This is a genomic window from Pseudomonas sp. NPDC096950, from assembly GCF_044762525.1.
Lineage (GTDB): Bacteria > Pseudomonadota > Gammaproteobacteria > Pseudomonadales > Pseudomonadaceae > Aquipseudomonas.
Genome location: NZ_JBIWEL010000001.1, coordinates 590,282 through 610,461 on the forward strand (window position 1 = coordinate 590,282; position 20,180 = coordinate 610,461).

Sequence of the window (20,180 nt, forward strand, 5' to 3'; positions counted from 1 at the left end):
AGGCGACATTGATGTTGAATGTGCCGCCGCCTTCGCGAGCAAGCCCGCTCCCACAGGGGATCTGTGTTTCAGCTGGCGATCATTGGGGGCATGGTGCCCAGCAGCGAAACCGCCGCCACCGCGCCCATCCCCAGCAACCACTCCAGCATCACGCTGGTCTTGAGCGTGCCAACCCGTTGTTCGCAGTCCTTGATCCGCAACCGATTGAACAACGCCAGCCCCAGCATCACCGCCACCAGTACGACCTTGATCAACAGAATCAAGGCAAATCCGGACAGCAACGGCGTTGGCCAGAACGCGCCGGTGAGCACGCGAACATTGATCAACCCGGTGATCACCAACCCTGCGACCAAGCCGTAGCCGACCCCGCTGAAACGGCGCAGGATCACGCTCAACGAGTGGCCGGTCGGGTGGCGCAGGATCATCACCAACAGCATCAATCCGCCGAGCCAGGCGCCGACGCAGGTCAGGTGGATGATCTGGTTGAGGATCAGCAACTGGCCGCTGAGCCCGTCGAGCATCGCGCCATGACCGACCGGCGCCAGGGTTGCGAGCAGCAGGCCACTCACGACCAGTCTCAGGGGCACGTTCGCGCGCAACGGCGTCAGCAGCAACCCCAGCAGCACAGCGTTAAGCAATAGGTGCCAGCTCCAGACCTGGCCGAAAAACGTATTGCGCAGCACCAGGCCCAGGGTCGAAGGATCAAAAGCCGCGTCCCAGGCACCGGCCATGCTCGCGGTGATCAGCAGCAGCCAGGTCACGCCGCTGACCAATGCCACGGCGGTCAGACCAAGACTCACACGCGCCAGACGCCGATCCAAATATTCGGCATCAGCCTTCAACAGCAGGGGCCTGAACACCCAGGCCCCGAACAGCATCAGCACCACCACAAAATGCAGGAAGCGGCACAGCACCAGCGTGTCGGTCATGAATTACTGGCCAACCTTGAAGCTGTAGGCGCCTTCGCTTTTGTGGGTATCGACCGACACCGCGTGCCATTCGACCTTATAGGCACCGGCGGCCAGCGGAACAGCCGGGGTGACGACCAGGGTTTTCTTGTCGCTGCCTTCGGTGGCCAGGTTTTTCACCGGCACATCGACACCGTCCTTTTTGATCGTGACTTTGGTGAAGGTTGCTTCAACGCCTTCGGAAAACACCAGGCGCAGTTCCGATGGCGCGCTCACGGTGCTGTCGGCGGCCGGGGTCTGGCTTTTCAGGTGCGCGTGGGCGAACACCGACGAAGCGGCGAGCAGCGAGCCGAGCAGGGCGGCGGCGGTCAGGGCTTTTTTCAGCAGCATGGTCAGTTTCCTTCTGGGCAGTTTAATGGGCGTCACTTAAGCATGAACGCGGCGCACCGGGAAATGTTTACGCCGGTCGCAGCGCCAGGTGAATCACCGGGAACGGCCGGCCTTCACCATCGGTTTCCGAACGACCGGTCTGTTCAAAACCATAGTGCAGATAGAAGCCGTGGGCCTGGGGATTCTGTTCATTGACGTCGACGCTCAGGGTGACGTGCAGGGCTTTGACGTGGTCGAGCAGGCGCCGGCCGATGCCCTGGCCCCGATTGGCCGGTTCGATAAACAGCATTTCCACGTTGTTGTTGCCGGTGGCGATGAAGCCGGCGGGCGTGCCATCCGGGTTGTCGCCGACCCACACGGTCAGCGCGGGCAGGTAGGCGTCGCGCACCAGCGGGTAGAAGAAGCGGATGTCGTCTTCGCTGAGGAAATCATGGGTGGCGCGCACCGAGCGTTCCCACAGGGCGGCGAGGGCGGCATCGTCGGCGGCGACGCGGGGTCGAATGTTCACGGGTGATCCGTTGCGGCGCAAATGTGCGGCGGATGCTACCCAATCGGTTTTCCCCGGGGAAGTGAAAAAGGCCTGTCGCCGCGACCCAGAGCGGATGCTAGTCTTGGGCAACGCTGTTGTCAGGGAGCCCTCATGGGCAATCACAAGATCGAGATTCGTCGCAGTAACGTCGAAAAAATCCTGCTCGGGGCCGAAAAGGTCTTCGCCGAAAAAGGCTTCGGCAGCACCGCCATGGCGGACATCGCCGCCGAAGTACAACTGCCGCGCTCCAATCTGCATTACTACTTCAGCACCAAGGGCGAGTTGTACAGCGCCGTGCTGTTCGACCTGCTGGAAGTCTGGAAGCAGGACGCGTTGTGCTTCGAAATGTTCGACGACCCGCGGGTGGTGCTCAGCAGCTACATCCGCGCCAAGATGAACCATTCCCGCAGCCGGCCCTACGGTTCGAAAGTCTGGGCCAACGAAATCATCCACGGCGCGCCGACCTTGGGCGAAGCGCTGGACGCCAGCCTGTACGACTGGGCCAAGATGAAAGAAGCGAAAATTCGCCAGTGGGTGGAGGACAAACGCATCCTGCCAGTGGAACCTTCGGCGCTGCTGTACATGATCTGGGCCTCGACCCAGCATTACGCGGACTTTGATCACCAGGTGAATATCTTGAATGACCACCAGCCGTTGTCGGACATGCAGTTCGAACGGGCGGTGCAGACGGTGACGAGCGTGATATTGCGCGGGATTGGGTTGGAGCCTTGAGGATTGTGGTGTCGCTGCCGGCCTCTTCGCGAGCAAGCCCGCTCCCACATTGGAATGCATTTCAAATGTGGGAGCGGGCTTGCTCGCGAAGGCGTCAGCTCAGGCGCCGCAGGTCTTAGAGGGCGACGTGGTAGGGATTCCTCGGATCATGATTCCAATCCAGAAACGGCTTGCCGGTATCCATCGGCACCATCTCGATGCAATCCTCCACCGGGCAGGTGATCTGGCACAAATTGCAGCCCACGCACTCGTCATCAATCACTTCATATTTATGCGTGCCATCCGCTTGCTTGATGCTGGCCACGGCCTGGTGCGACGTATCCTCGCAAGCAATATGGCAACGCCCACACCCAATACACGCCTCCTGATCAATCTTCGCGATCACCTGATAGTTGATGTCGAGGTACTTCCAGTCCGTCGTATTGCCCACCGCCCGCCCGGAAAACTCCGACACGCTGGCGTACCCCTGACTGTCCATCCAGCGCGATAAGCCGTCCTTCATCTCATCGACAATCCGGAACCCATGCAGCATCGCCGCCGTGCACACTTGCACTGCGCCGCTGCCCAACGCGATGAATTCCGCCGCATCGCGCCAACTGCCGATGCCGCCAATCCCGCAAATCGGCAAGCCTTGGGTCTGTGGGTCGCGTGCGATTTCGGCGACCATGTTCAGCGCAATCGGCTTCACCGCCGAGCCGCAATAACCGCCGTGGGTACTTTGGTGGCCGACGGTGGGGATGGCGACCATTTGTTCCAGGTTGACGCTGGTAATCGAGTTGATCGTGTTGATCAGCGACACCGCATCGGCGCCACCGCGATGAGCCGCACGGGCAGCAACGCGGATGTCGGTGATGTTCGGCGTGAGCTTGACGATCACCGGCAGCGAGCAATAGGTCTTGCACCAGCGAGTGACCTGTTCGACGTATTCCGGCACCTGGCCGACCGCCGCGCCCATGCCCCGTTCCGGCATGCCGTGGGGGCAGCCGAAGTTCAGCTCGATGCCGTCGGCACCGGTGGCTTCCACCAGCGGCAGGATGAATTTCCACGACTCTTCGACACACGGCACCATCAGCGACACGATCAGCGCGCGGTCCGGCCAGTCCTTTTTGACCTGGGTGATTTCCCGCAGATTGATCTCCAGCGAACGGTCGGTGATCAGCTCGATGTTGTTGATGCCCATCACTTCGCGGTTGGCGCCAAAATGCGCCGAGTAGCGGGATGAGACGTTGACCGCCGCCGGGTCTTCACCCAGGGTTTTCCAGACCACACCGCCCCAGCCGGCCTCGAAGGCGCGGACCACGTTGTAGGCTTTGTCGGTGGGCGGCGCGGAGGCTAGCCAGAACGGATTGGGGGCTTTGATGCCGGCGAAGACAATCGAGAGATCGGCCATTTACGCAGCCTCCACGTTGAGCATGAGTTGGGCGTTGATCGCTTCCGCCGCGAGTTTGCCGTGTTGCACCGCTTGCACGGTCAAGTCCTGATCGAGGCTGGTGCAGTCGCCGCCGGCATACACGCCGGGGATGCTGGTGCACAGGTTGTCGTCCACCTGAATGCGCTCGCCCTGACGCTTGAGTTCACGGGCCAACGGGTCGGCGAGGGCGCTGCCGTCGAACGCCTGGCCGATGGCTTTGAAGATCGCATCGGCGGCCAGTTCGAAGGTTTGCCCGGTGGTTTGCAGACGACCTTCGACCATGGTTGTGCGGGCGAAACGCATGCCGCGCACATTGCCTTGGTCGTCGAGCAGCACTTGCTCCGGTTGTGCCCAGGTCAGCAGGCGTACCTGATTGGCCTTGGCGATGTCTTGTTCGTGACCGGTGGCGCCCATGTCCTCGACGCCACGGCGATAGACCAGGTTCACATCGCGGGCACCGAGCCGGGCCATTTGCACCGCCATGTCGATCGCGGTGTTGCCGGCGCCGAGGACGATGCAACGGTCGGCCAGGGGCAGTTGCGTCAGGTCATCGGCCTGGCGCAGTTCGCGGATGTAGTCGGTGGCGGCAACCAGGCCCGGCGCGTCTTCGTGGGCCAGGCCGAGTTGTTTGCTCGCAGCCAGGCCGAGGCCGAGGAACACCGCGTCGAATTGCTGGTGCAGTTCGCTCAGGGTCAGGTTCTCGCCGAGCTTCTGTCCGTGACGGATCTCGATGCCACCGATCTGCAACAGGAAATCCAGTTCCTTTTGCGCGTAATCGTCCACCAGTTTGTACTTGGCGATCCCGTATTCATTGAGGCCGCCAGCCTTTTCCTTGGCTTCGAAAATCACCACGTCGTGGCCGTGCATCGCACTGCGATGGGCGCAGGACAAACCGGCCGGACCGGCACCCACCACCGCGATGCGTTTGCCGGTGGCAGCGGCGCGCTGGAACGGGTGTTCGCTGAAGTGCGCGTTGTCCACGGCGTAGCGTTGCAGCAGACCGATCAACACCGGCGCGCACTCGTGATCGTTGTTACGCACGCAGGCTTGCTGACACAGGATTTCCGTCGGGCAAACCCGTGCGCAACTGCCGCCGAGGATGTTCGCCGAGAGGATTTTCTGCGCGGCGCCCTGGACGTTTTCCTGATGGATATTGCGGATGAACGACGGAATATCGATCTCGCTCGGACAGGCGTTCACGCACGGCGCGTCGTAGCAGTACAGACAGCGCGAGGCTTCCAGATGCGCCTGGCGGTCATTGAGCGGCGGCGCCAGATCGGTGAAATGGCCGGCGAGGGCGGCCGCATTCTCGTAGGGATGCGGGAGGTGGTTCAGGGTCTTGATCACGGTTTAAGGCCTCATGTTTTTTTGAGGTGCTGCCTCTGGTGGGCAGTGGTTTTTTGTGTCGCCTGGGCCGGCCTCTTCGCGAGCAAGCCCGCTCCCACATTTGGAATGCATTCACCCTGTGGGAGAGGGCTTTCTCGCGAAGGCCGAAGGCCTCGATCTCAGCGTTTCACTGCAACCGGCTTATTCAACTCAGCCCGTTTGCTCAGCAAATCAAACACCGCCGGATACGCCGGCCGTTCGATGTACCGCCCGGCACCGCGCTCGGCGCGCAAGTCGCCATCAGCCCAGACCACGCGGCCCTGGCTGACGGTGTGGCTGGGCACGCCGCGCACGGTCTTGCCTTCGAAGATGTTGAAGTCCACCTGCTGATGGTGGGTTTTGGCGGAGATGGTGCGCGTACCTTCCGGGTCCCACAGCACCAGATCAGCATCGGCGCCGACGCGGATCGCGCCTTTGCGCGGATAAAGATTGAAGATCTTCGCGGTGTTGGTGGAGGTCAGCGCCACAAAGTGCTGCATCGACAAACGACCGCTGTTGACCCCTTCATCCCAAAGCACGGCCATGCGGTCTTCGATGCCGGCGGTGCCATTCGGGATCTTGCTGAAGTCGTCCTTGCCCGCGGCTTTTTGCTCGGCGCAGAAGCAGCAGTGGTCGGTGGCGGTGGTGTGCAGGTTGCCGGATTGCAGGCCATGCCAAAGCGCTTCCTGATGGCCGCGCGGGCGGAAGGGCGGGCTCATCACGTAGCCGGCGGCGGTCTGCCAGTCCGGGTGTCGGTAGACGCTGTCATCCAGCAGCAGATGCCCGGCGAGGACTTCGCCGTAGACCTGTTGGCCCTTGCTGCGGGCGTAGGTGATTTCGTCGAGGGCTTCTTTGGTCGAGACATGCACCAGGTACAACGGCGTGCCGATGGTTTCGGCAATGCGGATCGCCCGGCTCGCGGCCTCACCTTCCACTTGCGAAGGGCGCGACAGCGGGTGGGCTTCCGGGCCGGTAATGCCCTGGGCCATCAGCTTGCGTTGCAGGTGATAGACCAACTCACCGTTTTCCGCATGCACGGTCGGCACTGCGCCAAGTTCCAGGCAGCGCTCGAAACTCGCCACCAGGGTGTCATCGGCGGCCATGATCGCGTTCTTGTACGCCATGAAATGCTTGAAGCTGTTGATGCCGTGATGGCTGACCAACTCGGCCATTTCCTCGCGCACCTGCTCACTCCACCAGGTAATCGCGACGTGGAACCCGTAGTCCGACGCCGACTTCTCCGCCCAGCCGCGCCACTGATGAAACGCCTCCATCAACGACTGCTGCGGATTGGGAATCACGAAGTCGATGATCGACGTGGTACCTCCGGCCAGACCTGCGGCGGTGCCACTGAAAAAGTCTTCACTGGCCACGGTACCCATGAAGGGCAGTTGCATGTGGGTGTGGGGGTCGATGCCGCCAGGCATCAAATATTGGCCGCTGCCGTCGAGCACTTCGGCCCCGGCGGGAATATCCAGGTTTTCACCAATGGCTTTGATCACGCCGTCGGCGCAATACACATCGGCGCGGTAACTTTCATCATGGGTAATAACGGTGGCGCCACGGATCAACAGAGACATTCCGAGTTCCTCGCAGGCATGACCGACTTATGCCGGTTCTAAATGTTTTATATGAAGCTGACGCAAACAGGTGTATTCCTGTCAGCGCTGTCAGGAATAGACGCTAGCTGGACTTTACGGAATGAGCAAGATTATTTTTTATAAGCATATATCGTTAATAACTTGTTGATAAATAACGATTAAAAACACAAATCACCAAAATGGTGAGGCCAGTCACCATTTTGACGCACTTGACAGGATCGAAAAAAAGACCAGATTTCCTATGTGAAATCAGCCGCTTGAGGATGGTCTATGGTTGATGCGCAACTTTGAAAAAAAGATCCATGCACCAGATTGAGTCCTGACTGTTCCGACAACTTGCTGCCCATTCGGCCTGAGTGGCGTGACAAGTAACCGGGGACTCGAAAGTTGAATGAATAAAACTGATAAACATCAGTTGGTTATAAAGTTTTTATGGTGCGGTGTGAGATGCAGGCGGGGACCCCGGCACGTTTATTGATGCCGCCGCTGACACCTTGGCCGGTCCGTAAAAGTTGTCAGTTCCTCCGGCCATCGTCGGCTCGCGCCCTCAGGCGCCAGCCCCTGATGAGCAAAAATAATTCAAAGAACAGTGGAGCGGCCATGCAACAGATCAGATCGCAAGTGACCGAGCGCGACGGCTTGTTTGAGCTCGAAGCCGGCACCGACGTCCTCGACAGTCCCCGTTACAACCACGACATGGCACCGACCAAGGTGCACGAACGAACCTGGAACAAATGGCACATCACCGCGTTGTGGATCGGCATGTCGATCTGCGTGCCCACCTACACCCTCGGCGGGGTGCTCACCGCGTATTTCGGCTTGAGCGTGGGCGAAGCGCTGCTGGCGATTCTGTTTGCCAACCTCATCGTGCTGATCCCGCTGACCCTGAACGCCTTCGCCGGCACCAAGTACGGCATCCCGTTCCCGGTGTTACTGCGTTCATCCTTCGGCATCCTCGGTTCCAACGTGCCGTGTTTGATTCGCGCACTGGTGGCGTGCGGCTGGTTCGGCATCCAGACGATGTTCGGCGGATTGGCGATTCACCTGTTTCTCGGCTCGGTGTTCGAGGGCTGGAAATCCCTCGGCGGCACCGGTGAAGTGATCGGTTTCATGGTGTTCTGGGCGCTGAATTTGTGGGTGGTGCTGCGCGGGGCCGAGTCGATCAAATGGCTGGAAACCCTGTCCGCGCCGCTGTTGGTGGCAGTCGGCATCGGCCTGCTGGTGTGGGCGATGCCTAATGTCTCGATGACTGAACTGCTGGCGATTCCACCGAAGCGTCCTGAAGGCGCGAGTGTGGTCAGCTACTTCGCTGCCGGGCTGACCGCGATGGTCGGGTTCTGGGCCACATTGTCCCTGAACATTCCGGACTTCAGCCGCTACGCCAAAAGTCAGAAGGACCAGATCCTCGGGCAGATTTTCGGCTTGCCCCTGACCATGTTCCTGTTCGCCGCCCTCGGCGTCGTCATGACCGCCGCGTCGGTGAAACTGGTGGGCGTCACTGTCTCCGACCCGGTCAGCCTGATCGGGCATATCCAGAGCCCGGTGTGGGTCGCGGTGGCCATGGCGTTGATCATCATCGCCACGCTGTCGACCAACACCGCCGCCAACATCGTGTCCCCGACCAACGACTTCCAGAACATCGCGCCAAAAGTCATCAACCGGACCAAAGCGGTGTTGCTCACCGGGCTGGTCGGGCTGCTGCTGATGGGCCATGAACTGCTGAAAAAACTCGGCTGGATCGTTTCGGACGTGAGCCTGGAAACCGTCTATTCCAACTGGTTGCTCGGCTATTCCAGCCTGCTCGGGCCCATCGCCGGGATCATGGTGGTGGACTATTTCCTGATCAAGAAACAGCAACTGGATTTGGCCGGGCTGTACCGCGATGACGTGTACCCGGCGTGGAACTGGTTCGGGTTTATCGCGTTCGGCGTGCCGGTGGTGCTGACGTTGTTGTCGCTGGGCAGCGATGCGTTCAGCTGGTTCTACAGCTATGGCTGGTTTACCGGATCGGCGCTGGGCGGGGTGATTTATTACGGGTTGTGCTCGATGCGCCCGAGCCCGTCCATCGCGAAATCACCGGTGTGAGCGCTGGCCTCTTCGCGAGCAAGCCCGCTCCCACATTTTGAAATGCGTTCCCCTGTGGGAGCGGGCTTGCTCGCGAAGGCGGCCTCAAATACACCAAAAGTTTGCCTGAAGAAACTCATAAGAACAGCCTGAGGAGATCCCCATGAACGCTGCCGTAGACGTTCTGCAATCCACCCATCAGCACATCAACCGCGATCGCCTGTGGCAGTCGCTCATGGAACTGGCCAAGCTCGGCGCCACGGTCAAGGGCGGGGTCTGTCGCCTGGCCCTGACCGACCTTGACCGCCAGGCCCGGGACATTTTCGTCAACTGGTGCGAGGAGGCGGGCTGCACCGTCACCGTCGACGGCATCGGCAACATCTTCGCCCGTCGTCCAGGCCGCAACCCGGACCTGCCACCGGTCATGACCGGCAGCCACATCGACACCCAACCCACCGGCGGCAAATTCGACGGCTGCTTCGGCGTGCTGGCCGGCGTCGAAGTGCTGCGCACCCTCAATGACCTCGGCGTGGAAACCGAAGCGCCGCTGGAAGTGGTGGTCTGGACCAACGAAGAAGGCTCACGCTTTCCACCGTGCATGATGGGCTCCGGTGTGTTCGCGGAAAAATTCACCCTCGAAGACACCCTGGCCAAGGTCGATGTCGACGGCGTCTCTGTCGGCGACGCGCTGAACGCCATCGGCTACGCCGGCCCACGCAAAGTCAGCGGCCATGCCGTCGGCGCTTACTTTGAAGCGCACATCGAACAAGGCCCGATCCTCGAAGACGAACACAAAACCATCGGCGTCGTCATGGGCGCACTCGGGCAGAAATGGTTCGACCTGAAACTGCGCGGCGTCGAAGCCCACGCCGGCCCGACCCCGATGCACCTGCGCAAGGACGCCCTGGTCGGCGCCGCGGTCATCGTCGGCGCCGTTAACCGCGCCGCCCTCGGCCATCAACCTCATGCCTGCGGCACCGTCGGTTGCCTGCAAGCCTACCCCGGCTCGCGCAACGTCATCCCCGGCGAAGTGCGCATGACCCTCGACTTCCGGCATCTGGAACCGGCGCGCCTGGACTCGATGATCGCCGAAGTGCGCGCAGTCATCGAAACCACCTGCGAGGAACACGGCCTGACCTACGAACTGACACCCACCGCCGATTTCCCGCCGCTGTACTTCGACAAGGGCTGCGTCGACGCGGTACGCGGCGCGGCCCAAGGCCTTGGTTTATCGCACATGGACATCGTCAGCGGGGCCGGACACGACGCAATCTTCCTCGCCGAACTCGGCCCGGCGGGGATGATTTTCGTACCGTGCGAAGGCGGGATCAGCCACAACGAAATCGAAAACGCCGCGCCGGATGATTTGGCGGCCGGGTGCGCAGTGTTGTTGCGGGCGATGCTGGCGGCCTCAAAGGCGATTGCCGGGGGGCAGTTGGCGGCTTGAGGCCGGATCGGTCGCCGTCCCGGTCTTGGGGCGGCGACCTTTCATCAGTGCGTCACTTGGGGTCGTGAATCGAGAAGCTGTCCGGCGTGAAGAAGTAGCCACGGGGTATTTCTTTTGTGCCCACCTGCTCGTAGTAGGGATACCAATACTTCGCCATGATCCACAGGTATTCCGGGCATGAAGCCCTGGACTCCAGGCCGGGTGTGAGGTCGAACTGAACGGCGTTGTAAGCGACCTCCAGCATGGTTGCCGAGGGCAGGCCGATGCCTTCGTGAATCGGGTTGGCCGTGCGCCCGGCACCCCACGAAAAGGCCAGCCAGCGCAGCACATATTCCAGGCTGTCGACCGGCGACCGCGAATGCTTGAAGGTTTCGATGGCTTGCAGGATCGTCGCCTGAGGCACCGGCAGGGCGATGACGGAGATGTTTTCCCAGCGCTCGGCACTGGTGAAGTGGCTCATCGGTTGTTCAACCACGCCATTACGTTTAGTCGCAAATTCAGCCCGTTCGGGTTGGAACAGTGGCACATGAATCGCGGTGAGGTTGTCGCCATCGACCTTGATCAGCGCCGCCTCTGACCAATAAGACGGCAACAGGTCACTGCGAAGGTGAGACTGCGCCACCCTCAGACGAAACGCCATGATGTCGCGCCCCCCGAACAAGGCGACATATGACCAATTGTCCAGGCTCAAATTCAGCTTCTTGATTGCCCTGTGCATCCACTTTTCATTGTTTTCCTGTTTGTTGCGTTTGAGCTCCTTGTACTGGAGGTTGGATATCTCTGCGGAAGAGTTATGGGCATGCGCCATGGCGAATCTCCTTTTTGGACCCAATCAATAGAACCGTAGTTTGTAGGCCTGAGTGGTTTTGCGACGTTGCCGCTGCGGATCGGTACTGACTTCGAAATAGTTGACGGTCATGTCCACGCCGAATCCCGCCCGGCGAAACTGCAGCACCGACACCTGGTTGCCATTGCATTCGAAGTAGTCGTCCTCGCCGCGCCTGGAGACCTTGAAGTGGTTGTTTTGGCCAAATCTGCGCGGGATTTCCATCGGCGCCGAAGGAAAGCCGGGCCAGTCCTTGCCGCGCACACTGTCCACGAGCTTGTCGCCGGGCGAGGGTGGAATCATGGTCGAGGGTGAACAGATCACTTCGTACAGCATGGGCGTGGGAAATGAGCCATAACGGGCCGCGCAGACCCGGCTCCAGTGCACATCACCGGTGAGAAACACCACCGGTATGCCTTGGCTGACCACCCGCTCCAGTTGTTCTTCGATGACCGAAAATTGCGTGTAGTTGGCGAGGTCGCCATCGACGACACGCTGGCCGATGAAACCGGGTGGATCGGTGAACAGCGGTTGCCCTGCCGATAGAATCCCGACTTTGGGGGACGGAGTGGCTTTCGCCGCAATCAGCTCGCTGGCCCAGGCCTCGATAGCCGTCACGGCGTCGTCCGGCATCAACCGCTCGAACTCGTCATCCCGACGGCTGCGAGTGTCGAGCATCAGGATGCTCAAGGGGTCGACATCAATGCGCTGAAAGCCAGGCATGTCGCGCACGTTGGGCGTGCGTCCACCCAACTGGAAGTCCTGGTACAACCTCATGGCAACATCGGACCAGCCATCCTTGTCGATCAGCCATTCCGGAAGTAGCTGGGCCTGCCTCAGCGGGTAGTTGTTCCAGAACTCATGATCGTCCGGAATACACGCCGTCGGGGTGCGAGCCAGCACGGTCTGCAGGCCCGCCAGGTTCAAACTTTGTGAACACCAGTTTTCGAAGTACTTCTGGCCGATCATGGTTTGAATGCTTTCGAGGCTGAATCGCCATGAACCGACCACTGGTACATCCAGATAAACCTGGTCGCCCGCCAACAGCGACAGGTCTGGCCGACAGGGTTGCGGCAGGCGGGAAATCGTATCCCCGAGGATTTTGTTTTTGTCATTGGGCCGGTAGTAACACGATGACAGCAGAATGTTCAGCGGTGCACCGGACAGCGGGACTTTGTCGGGCAAGGAGGTGAATTCGAAACACTGGTCTTCGCCACCCACCACCACGCGAAAGCAGTGATTGATGCCCGAGCCCAACGAGTCGAACGTGAAGACGCCCTGGTGGTTCAGCGGTTTTTCGTGACCGTCCACAACGTTATCGCGGATCGGATACAACTGCTCACCGTCGGCGGGCGTGGCCGGGGTTTGCGGCGGCGGTCGCGATGTTTTGCCTAGAAAAAACGTAGGTTGGGCAGGGTTGGCGATACCGAACAGACCGACCCACAGCCGTACCTTGGCTTTTTCCGTGGGGGGGCTGATCAAGGGGCGAACGATCAGAATCATTGGTTTCTCCTTTACCAAAATGCCCGGATGTAATTGATCGGCGCATGGTCGGCCAGGCGTCGGGTCACGACGTTGTCGAAGCCTTTGCAGTGGGCGGCGTAATCCAGTTCCGCCTGTTGCTGATCCTGCGCCATGAACGCGGCGCTCGGGCTCAAGTGAACAGTGCCGGACAGATCAATGTAGTGAAACGCCCCGACATGCTCGTACGGCAGCAACAGCGAAGTCGGTGGCACGAGGGGAACGAGGTCACAGCAATCGACGACGCGAATCGAGTCCAGGCCCGCAAGGCCTTGCACGAAACCGGCATCACCCACTCTCGGCGAGCCGAACGTCACCAGCGCATTGGCCTGGGCCGGGACGGCCAGCAACGAGGCGATTGCGCCGCCGAGGCTGTGACCGCAAATAAGCAATTGCTGGCGGTGGCCGGCAGGGCCCTGAAGCCACGGCAAGACCTGTTTCCATAGGCCGAGCGCGGTGAGTTCAAAGCCGCGGTGAACCTTGCCCGGCCCCAGGTTCCAGGAGGACAGGCCAAACTGGATATTGGTGATCAGGTCCAGCATGTGATCCGCTTGCGTGCCACGAAACACCAGCAACGCAACCTTGTCGTCGTTCATCACACCGTAGCCGGCCCCATCGGTAGGCCGGTGCACAAACGTTTGAAAAGCATCGGTGAAACCCGCCAGGGCCAGCGTATTGGCCAACACCGTCCCGGATGCTTGTGACTGATCGAAGCGCAGGTAGGCCAGACGCGAAGCTTCGCTGCACAGGCGCAACGTATCGAGAGGCCCGGTGCCGAAAACACTGCTCCGGTCTTCGGGCTTGTACAGCGCTTTACGAGAAGGATCATAGGGCAGCGGCATGACTGAAAATCCTGGATTTCCATTCAACGTCAGGGCCGGACACTGCTTGAAGTCGGGCGGGGTGTTTATCAACTCTAGAACAGAGTGGGGCGCGTATCGAAAAAAAACTGAAAGGTCTGCCCTTGCTGTTACCTGTTCGTCATTAAAGTGTGCGAGGTTGCCCGGAAATGGAAAGCACATGCCAAAGGGATGCTTCATGAAAGTAGTCACATCAGGCTCGGCCTATCTGGATATCGACGCGTACGCCTGCGCGATTGCCTATGCCGAATTGCTCAATCTTCAAGGCGTCGCGGCCCGCGCGGTCAGTAGTGCGACACCCAATGCCAGTGTCTCGAAGTCTGTCCTCGAGTGGCCGGTTACCCTGGACAACTACGCGCCCGAAGTCAGCGATGAGTTCGTGCTGGTGGACGTCTCTGATTTCGAACATTTCGATCCGCTGGTGGTGCTCGATCGGGTTGTGGAGGTTATCGATCACCATCCGGGATTCGAAAAGTTCTGGACGCAGAAACTGGGCCACGCCGCCGACATCCGACGGATTGGCGCCGCGGCGACGCAGGTCTTTGAACGTTGGGAAATGTCAGGGTTGCTTGCCAATATCAGCGAGCAAAGCGCAGCGCTGCTGGCGACGGCGATCCTCGACAACACGATGAACTTCACCGGACAACTGGTTACCGAGGCGGATGTCCGGGCGTACGGGACGCTGAGGCGATACGCCAAACTGCCCGTGGACTGGTCTGAACAGTATTTCCAAGAGTGCCAGGCGATGATCCAATCCGATCTTGCCGCAGCGTTGGCGGCGGACATGAAACGGATGAAACCGGAAACGGGTTTGCCTCATGTGTTTGCGCAGATGACGGTGTGGGATGCCCAGGCATTGATTCAGCAACATCGTCAAACGATCTCTGAGTGGCTGGCAGTACAAGGGGATGACTGGCTGCTGAATGTCATCAGTATCAGCGAGCGCAGGAGCTATTTTTTGGTCGAGCCGTTGATCAGCCAAAAGAAGTTAGGCGATTTGCTGCGAGTCGATTGTCAGGATGGTCTGGTTGTTCATGAACGGTCGCTGTTGCGCAAGGAGTTGGTGGCGATGGGGTTGGCTGTTTCGAGCAGTGCGTAACAAAATCAGTGCGCCGAAAAGATCGCAGTATTCGGCAGCTCCTACATGAACCGGGTATATCCGATATTTCGTGTTGTACGCAATTTCTGTAGGAGTTGCCGAAGGCTGCGATCTTTTGATCTTTCGGTTTATTTTTCCTGACAGCGCTGGCCGCCATTATCGAAAAATCTTGTAGCTAAAGACTTTTCCTACACAGGGAAAAGCGAGGCTACATCGCCTTGCGCCTTTGCCTACAACTACGCCAGAATCCGCCGGCTTTTGCGCCTTGTGCGGGGTCTTTATCATTTCCGGGTCGCTGAATGTTCAGCGATCGGGTTTAGCGACCCGGATCATATACAGGCGCAACAGTACTCCGAGCTCTATTGCAGGCTTTGTCTGCAATTTGTGTTTTGGCGGCTGTGCGCGGGAGACCTTCGGGGTCTACCGGGGTGCCTGTACCCGGTTCGCTAACCTGCGTTCAGCCGCCGCCCTTACTTGTTTAGCGACAGGTCGGGACGGCTCCATCTCTACAGGAGCTTCACCATGTTCAAAGACACACCCAACCCCCCGCGCAAACCCAGTCCATTCTTCTTCGTCTCCCCCGACATCAACACAGAATCCCTGCTGGCCCACGCCTGCGAATCCCTGGCCTCGGCCAATGTAATGACCAGCGACCTGGCCGGATTCCTCGAAGGCCCGCACCGCCACACGCTGCTTGGCATTGCCCAGATCATCATGCTGGGCGAACTGGCAGTGAACCGGGCGCTGGATAATCTCGATTCGCAGGGATAGGCAGGGTAGGTTACTGATCGTTCCCACGCTCCCGCGTGGGAATGCATCAATGGACGCTCCGCGTCCGCTGCTGGGACGCAGAGCGTCCCGGGCGGCATTCCCACGCATAGCGTGGGAACGATCACAACACAGACCAATGTGGGAGCGGGCTTGCTCGCGAAGGGGCCATCACCTTCAACATCTCTGTTGCCTGACACACCGCCTTCGCGAGCAAGCCCGCTTCCACAGGGGGACAGTGTTTACAACCGGGGCCAACGCGCTTCGGCCGCACTATCCCGACCCCCTGCGGTCGTAATCTTCACAGGGCGGCGCGTAACAGCGCCGCCGCACTTTGTGGAGATCCAATGAGCCAGGACGTCCTGACCACCGAAACCAATCGTCGTCAGTTGCAGCAGATCATTGCCGGTTTGTCCGACGGGGTGATTTTGCTGGAGCTTGACCAGACCATTCTCTGGGCCAATGACGCCGCGCTGGCGATGCACGGGGTCAATCGACTCGACGAGTTGGGCGCCAATGCCAAGGAGTACGCCAAGCGTTTCGCCTTGCGCTATCGCAACAATCACCCGGTGCCGGCGGACAATTACCCGATCAACCGCATCGCCCGGGGCGAGATTTTCAGTGATGTGCTGGTGGAAGTGATGCCGGCCGATGACGAAGAACGCATGCGAGTCCACAGCGTGCGCAGCATGGGACTTGCGAACAGCGCCGGTGAGCCGGAATCCCTGGTGCTGATCATGAACGACGTCACCGAATGGGCCAGCGCCGAGCAGCGTTTCGAGAAAACCTTCAACGCCAACCCGGCTCCGGCAGTGATTTGTCGTCTCAGCGATCTGCGCTACATCAAGGTCAACCAGGGCTTCCAGGAAATGACCGGCTACAACCGCGATCAGGTGATCGGCGTATCGATCTATGAGCTGGACATCCTGGAAGGCGCGGAAAAGAAAGACCTGGCGATCGAGCGTTTGCGCCAGCACTCGACCATTCCGCAGATGCAAGCCGAGCTGAAACTACCGGACGGCAGCAGTAAGCAGGTGATCGTGGCCGGGCAACCTCTGGAGCTCAACGAAGAAGACTGCATGCTGTTTTCATTCGTCGACATGGAACCGCGGTACAAGGTCGAACTCGCCCTGCGCCAGAGCGAGGAGCGTTTCGCCAAGGCCTTTCGCCTGACGCCGGTGCCGACGCTGGTGTGCAACGCCGAGAGTCAACTGGTGATCGATGTCAATGAAGCCTTCCTCGATACCCTGGCTTACTCCAGCGAAGAAGTGCTCGGCAAAACCGTGGCCGAGGTCGACTTCATCGATGACAAGAGCACCCGCACGCGACTGTTTGCTGCGCTGGAGAAGGCCGGCAGCCTGGATCGTGTCGATGTGCAGGTGCGCAAGAAGGGCGCAGAGCTGATTGAGTGCACGGTGTCCGCCGACACCGTGAACATTCAGGACAGCCCCTGCTACTTGCTGGTGTTTATGGACATCACCGAGCGCAAACGCACCGAGCTGGAATTGGTGTCGGCGATTGAAGAGGTGATGAAGGACGCGTCCTGGTTCAGTCGCACTTTGATTGAAAAACTCGCCAACGTGAAGAGCGTCAATTCGCCGAAGCTGCCCAGTGTGTCGTTCACCGACCTCACGGCCCGGGAGCGCGATGTGCTCGGCCTGATCTGCGAAGGCCTGGCCGACAAGGAAATCGCCGCACGCCTGAAACTGGCGCCGAACACGGTGCGCAATCACGTTTCCACGGTGTATTCGAAGCTCGATGTACACAGCCGCAGTGAGGCAATTGTGTGGGCGCGGGAGCGCGGTTTGTTCTCCAGCGAGTGGCGACCGAAGGGGTCGCGATAAGGTGCAAATGCACTAGTGGGGAGGGTGCAAATGGATGTTCTGGCGCGGGGCGCCAGTTCTTAGTCTGTGAGGGTGCGACAGGCGTCATCGGACCGCTATCGCGTCCCCTTCGAAACAGCTAAAGGAACAGCCACATGGCTTATCAACAGTTCAGTAATGTGTTCGATCAAGCAGTGTTGGTCGGGTGAATCGGATGATTTATCTAGCGCAGTTGCGTGCTCAACTGGAGCGCAGTTTTTCGCCGCTGGCTTGTGAATGCACGCTCACGGGCGACAACTCCTTGACCGTGAAGCTCTATCACCCGGCGTCTGGCCAGGTGGATCTGGTGGTCAGTGGGTTGAGTGTGGCGAACCTCAGAACCCCGGACGCGGTGGTCGCGTTGATCGAAGAGCTGCGGTATGAGCTTGAGAGCAATGGCTTGCATCGCCCCGAAACCTCGTAAGCCATAAACACCTGTGGGAGCGGGCTTGCTCGCGAAGGCGGTGTGTCATTCAGTTATGAACTCGACTGATACACCGCATTCGCGAGCAAGCCCGCTCACACTGTAGATTGATGGTATGACCGCCATTTGTGATCGATACAACCCCCCGTTTCATGGTGTTTACTGGCATTGGCCGGTGGCTGGGCTATAAGAAATGCGTGGTACTTATTTTTCTGCGACCGGTGCGCGGCTGCGCGGTGTTTTTTCGTGTCGCGGAAATACGTCGATGACCCACCGCAGGCCAGCCTATGACTATTCTTGGGAAACGCCTTTTCACACCACTGTCGCTCGCATTTTGCGCGGTGATTCTCAGTGGTTGTGCCAGTCCGCCACCGCCGCCCCCCGTGACACCTCCGCCTCCGCCTGAACGCACCTGTGAAACCCTGGATAAAACCGATGTGATGGGCGATGCGCGCATGGATGAGCAGGTGACTCGAACCACCACGACCACCCGTTGCGTGACTCAGTAAGCCCATTGAAGCCTCGCGTCGAAAAGATTGTGCTGGTGGCCGACCTGGTCGGTACGGCGGTGTTTGCCGTTGAAGGTGCGATCAGCGCCATGCGCAGCAACCTCGACCTGCTCGGGGTGATGGTGATTTCCTTCATTGTCGCCTTGGGCGGGGGCGTGACCCGAGACCTGCTGATCGGCGCGACGCCACCCAATGCCGTGGCCGATTGGCGCTACCCGGCCCTGGCGTTTTTCATGGGCGGGGTCGCGTTTGTCTTCCATCAGCAGGTGTTGGGCTGGTCCGGTTCGACGTTGATTGTGCTGGACGCGGCGGGGCTGGCGTTGTTCGCGGTAGCTGGGGCGCAGAAGGCGTTGAATTTCGGGATCTCGCCGTTTGTGGCGACGCTCATGGGCACCATCACCGGGGTCGGTGGCGGCGTTCTGCGGGACATCGTGCTGGCACGGGTGCCGGTGGTGTTGCAGGAAGATTTGTATGCGAGTTCGGCATTTGTCGGCGCGGTGGTGCTGATCGTCGGACGACGTTGCGGCGTGCCACCGGTGGCTGCCGCGCTGTTGGCCGGCGCGGCATGCCTGCTGTTGCGGCTGTTGTCGGTGAATTACGGCTGGCAGTTGCCGAAGGTCATCGGCGGTTAAACCTCCTCAAGCCTGACCCAGCGTGATTCGTTGGCGGCCAAGCGTATCGCCGTCGCCAATCGCTCGACTTCCCACGCCTGATCGAAATCCGTCCCGCCCTGGCTGAGCCCGGCCAACGCCATCACCAGGTCATGCACCTCCAGCGTCTTGAGTTCGTTGTAACCCAGTTGATGCCCGGCCGCCGGGCTGAACGCCGCGTAACCTGGCAAGTTCGGCCCCGCCAGCAAACGCTGGAAGCCGTCCTGCCCGGCACGGAACAGACGCAGTTCATTCAAGCGTTCCTGATCGAAAGTCAGGGTGCCTTTCGTGCCGCTGATCTCGAAACTCAGATGATTTTTGTAGCCGTGCTTGAGCCAACTGCTGCTGAACGTGCCACGGGCGCCGCTGGCAAAGCGCAGCAGGGCGTGGACCTGATCGTCCACTGCGATGGTGCGTTGTTCCAGGCTACCGGCAGTGGCGGGGCGTTGTGGATGCACGGTCTGGGTGTCGGCGCACACCGCTTCGACATCGCCCACCAGACAACGGGCCATCGCCAGCAAGTGACTGCCCAGGTCCGCCAGTGCGCCGCCGGCATGCGCGGCGTCGCAACGCCAGGACCAGGGCGAGGTGGCATCGGCCATGAAATCTTCGCTGAACTCACCCTGGAAACTGATGATCTCGCCCAGCTCGCCGCTCTGAATCAGTTCCTTTGCCAGTCCAATCATCGGGTTGTGCTGATAGTTATAACCGACCCGCGTCACCACACCCGCCGCTTTGGCCGCCAGGCGCATGGCATTGGCCTGTTCTAGGCTCACCGCCAACGGCTTTTCGCAATACACCGGTTTGCCGGCGGCGAGGGCGGCCATGGCCATGGGGTAGTGCAGGTGGTTGGGCGTGGTGATGGCGATCAGATTGACCTTCGGGTCATCGATCAACTGCTGCCAGTCACTGTGGGCACTGTCAAAACCCCAGGCCTCGGCGCACTGCCGCGCGCGTTGCGGATCGGCGTCGGCCAGGGCGGCGAGTTTGAGCTTCAGAGGCAGCTCGAAAACCGCGCTGACGTTGCGAAACGCCAAGGCGTGGGCACGGCCCATGAAACCTGTGCCGATGAGTCCGATACCGAGTTCGCGCATAGCCGGGGTCCTTTTGGATTTTTGTTTTCAGGAGGGCTATTTATGGAATAAATATTCGTTATTTGCAATTGTTGGAATTAAATTTCTTTGTTGTGAGTTGGCCTGTGAGATCGTGTCGCC

The 20,180-nt window shown here is 60.0% G+C and carries 18 protein-coding genes; 8 read left to right on the forward strand and 10 right to left on the reverse strand.

The genetic code is table 11. From position 1 onward, the window contains the following. Window positions 1–68 precede the first annotated feature (68 nt). From copD to ACIQY3_RS02935, 3 genes are all read right to left on the reverse strand, one after another. Window positions 69–929, reverse strand: a complete 861-nt coding sequence (gene copD, locus ACIQY3_RS02925; RefSeq protein WP_403017067.1) for a copper homeostasis membrane protein CopD — start codon at window positions 927–929, stop codon at window positions 69–71. Window positions 930–932: 3 nt separating this feature from the next. Beyond that, on the reverse strand, window positions 933–1,298 hold the full coding sequence (gene copC, locus ACIQY3_RS02930; RefSeq protein WP_403017069.1) for a copper homeostasis periplasmic binding protein CopC: 366 nt from the start codon (window positions 1,296–1,298) through the stop codon (window positions 933–935). A gap of 67 nt (window positions 1,299–1,365) precedes the next feature. Then, window positions 1,366–1,806, reverse strand: a complete 441-nt coding sequence (locus ACIQY3_RS02935) for an acetyltransferase (RefSeq protein WP_403017071.1) — start codon at window positions 1,804–1,806, stop codon at window positions 1,366–1,368. A gap of 132 nt (window positions 1,807–1,938) precedes the next feature. On the opposite strand from ACIQY3_RS02935, the gene ACIQY3_RS02940 reads away from it, so the two are divergent. Then, entirely contained in the window at window positions 1,939–2,559 is a 621-nt protein-coding gene (locus tag ACIQY3_RS02940; protein ID WP_054047384.1) for a TetR/AcrR family transcriptional regulator, read from the forward strand. A gap of 115 nt (window positions 2,560–2,674) precedes the next feature. Here the strand turns inward: ACIQY3_RS02940 and preA are convergent, their stop codons facing one another. From preA to hydA, 3 genes are all read right to left on the reverse strand, one after another. Continuing rightward, the gene (gene preA, locus ACIQY3_RS02945; protein WP_403017074.1) at window positions 2,675–3,949 is read right to left on the reverse strand and encodes an NAD-dependent dihydropyrimidine dehydrogenase subunit PreA; all 1,275 of its coding nucleotides are present in this window, start codon (window positions 3,947–3,949) and stop codon (window positions 2,675–2,677) included. Then, entirely contained in the window at window positions 3,950–5,317 is a 1,368-nt protein-coding gene (locus ACIQY3_RS02950; protein ID WP_403017076.1) for an NAD(P)-dependent oxidoreductase, read from the reverse strand. It lies immediately after the preceding gene. Between the two features lie 158 nt (window positions 5,318–5,475). Further along, window positions 5,476–6,915 (reverse strand): dihydropyrimidinase, encoded by a 1,440-nt coding sequence (gene hydA, locus ACIQY3_RS02955; RefSeq protein ID WP_265045000.1) that lies wholly within the window; start codon window positions 6,913–6,915, stop codon window positions 5,476–5,478. 621 nt (window positions 6,916–7,536) lie between these two features. Here hydA and ACIQY3_RS02960 point away from each other — a divergent pair. Further along, entirely contained in the window at window positions 7,537–9,021 is a 1,485-nt protein-coding gene (locus ACIQY3_RS02960; protein WP_403017080.1) for an NCS1 family nucleobase:cation symporter-1, read from the forward strand. Between the two features lie 142 nt (window positions 9,022–9,163). Continuing rightward, window positions 9,164–10,447 (forward strand): Zn-dependent hydrolase, encoded by a 1,284-nt coding sequence (locus ACIQY3_RS02965; protein ID WP_403017082.1) that lies wholly within the window; start codon window positions 9,164–9,166, stop codon window positions 10,445–10,447. 52 nt (window positions 10,448–10,499) lie between these two features. On the opposite strand, the gene ACIQY3_RS02970 is transcribed toward ACIQY3_RS02965, so the two are convergent. Genes ACIQY3_RS02970 through ACIQY3_RS02980 form a run of 3 tightly spaced genes read right to left on the reverse strand, consistent with a single transcriptional unit; the run spans window position 10,500 to window position 13,636 of the window. Further along, a complete protein-coding gene (locus ACIQY3_RS02970; RefSeq protein ID WP_403017084.1) occupies window positions 10,500–11,255 on the reverse strand; it encodes a hypothetical protein in 756 nt (251 codons plus the stop codon). A gap of 24 nt (window positions 11,256–11,279) precedes the next feature. Then, entirely contained in the window at window positions 11,280–12,776 is a 1,497-nt protein-coding gene (locus ACIQY3_RS02975; protein WP_403017086.1) for a hypothetical protein, read from the reverse strand. An 11-nt stretch (window positions 12,777–12,787) separates the two neighbouring features. Then, window positions 12,788–13,636, reverse strand: a complete 849-nt coding sequence (locus ACIQY3_RS02980) for a lipase family protein (RefSeq protein ID WP_403017087.1) — start codon at window positions 13,634–13,636, stop codon at window positions 12,788–12,790. A gap of 196 nt (window positions 13,637–13,832) precedes the next feature. Here ACIQY3_RS02980 and ACIQY3_RS02985 point away from each other — a divergent pair, with 196 nt between their 5' ends. The 5 genes from ACIQY3_RS02985 (at window position 13,833) to ACIQY3_RS03005 (ending at window position 18,948) form a co-directional block, all read left to right on the forward strand. Beyond that, window positions 13,833–14,753: a bifunctional oligoribonuclease/PAP phosphatase NrnA gene (locus ACIQY3_RS02985; protein WP_403017089.1), complete on the forward strand. Its 921-nt coding sequence runs from the start codon at window positions 13,833–13,835 to the stop codon at window positions 14,751–14,753. A 522-nt stretch (window positions 14,754–15,275) separates the two neighbouring features. Next, entirely contained in the window at window positions 15,276–15,524 is a 249-nt protein-coding gene (locus ACIQY3_RS02990; protein WP_403017091.1) for a DUF6124 family protein, read from the forward strand. Between the two features lie 344 nt (window positions 15,525–15,868). Continuing rightward, window positions 15,869–17,365, forward strand: a complete 1,497-nt coding sequence (locus tag ACIQY3_RS02995; RefSeq protein WP_403017093.1) for a PAS domain S-box protein — start codon at window positions 15,869–15,871, stop codon at window positions 17,363–17,365. Window positions 17,366–17,558: 193 nt separating this feature from the next. After that, window positions 17,559–17,807: a DUF1652 domain-containing protein gene (locus ACIQY3_RS03000; RefSeq protein WP_163909718.1), complete on the forward strand. Its 249-nt coding sequence runs from the start codon at window positions 17,559–17,561 to the stop codon at window positions 17,805–17,807. Between the two features lie 493 nt (window positions 17,808–18,300). Then, entirely contained in the window at window positions 18,301–18,948 is a 648-nt protein-coding gene (locus ACIQY3_RS03005; protein WP_403017096.1) for a trimeric intracellular cation channel family protein, read from the forward strand. Here ACIQY3_RS03005 and ACIQY3_RS03010 read toward each other — a convergent pair. Further along, complete coding sequence (locus tag ACIQY3_RS03010; RefSeq protein ID WP_403017098.1) at window positions 18,945–20,060, reverse strand: Gfo/Idh/MocA family protein; 1,116 nt, start codon at window positions 20,058–20,060, stop codon at window positions 18,945–18,947. The genes ACIQY3_RS03005 and ACIQY3_RS03010 overlap by 4 nt on opposite strands. Between the last annotated feature and the right edge of the window lie 120 nt (window positions 20,061–20,180).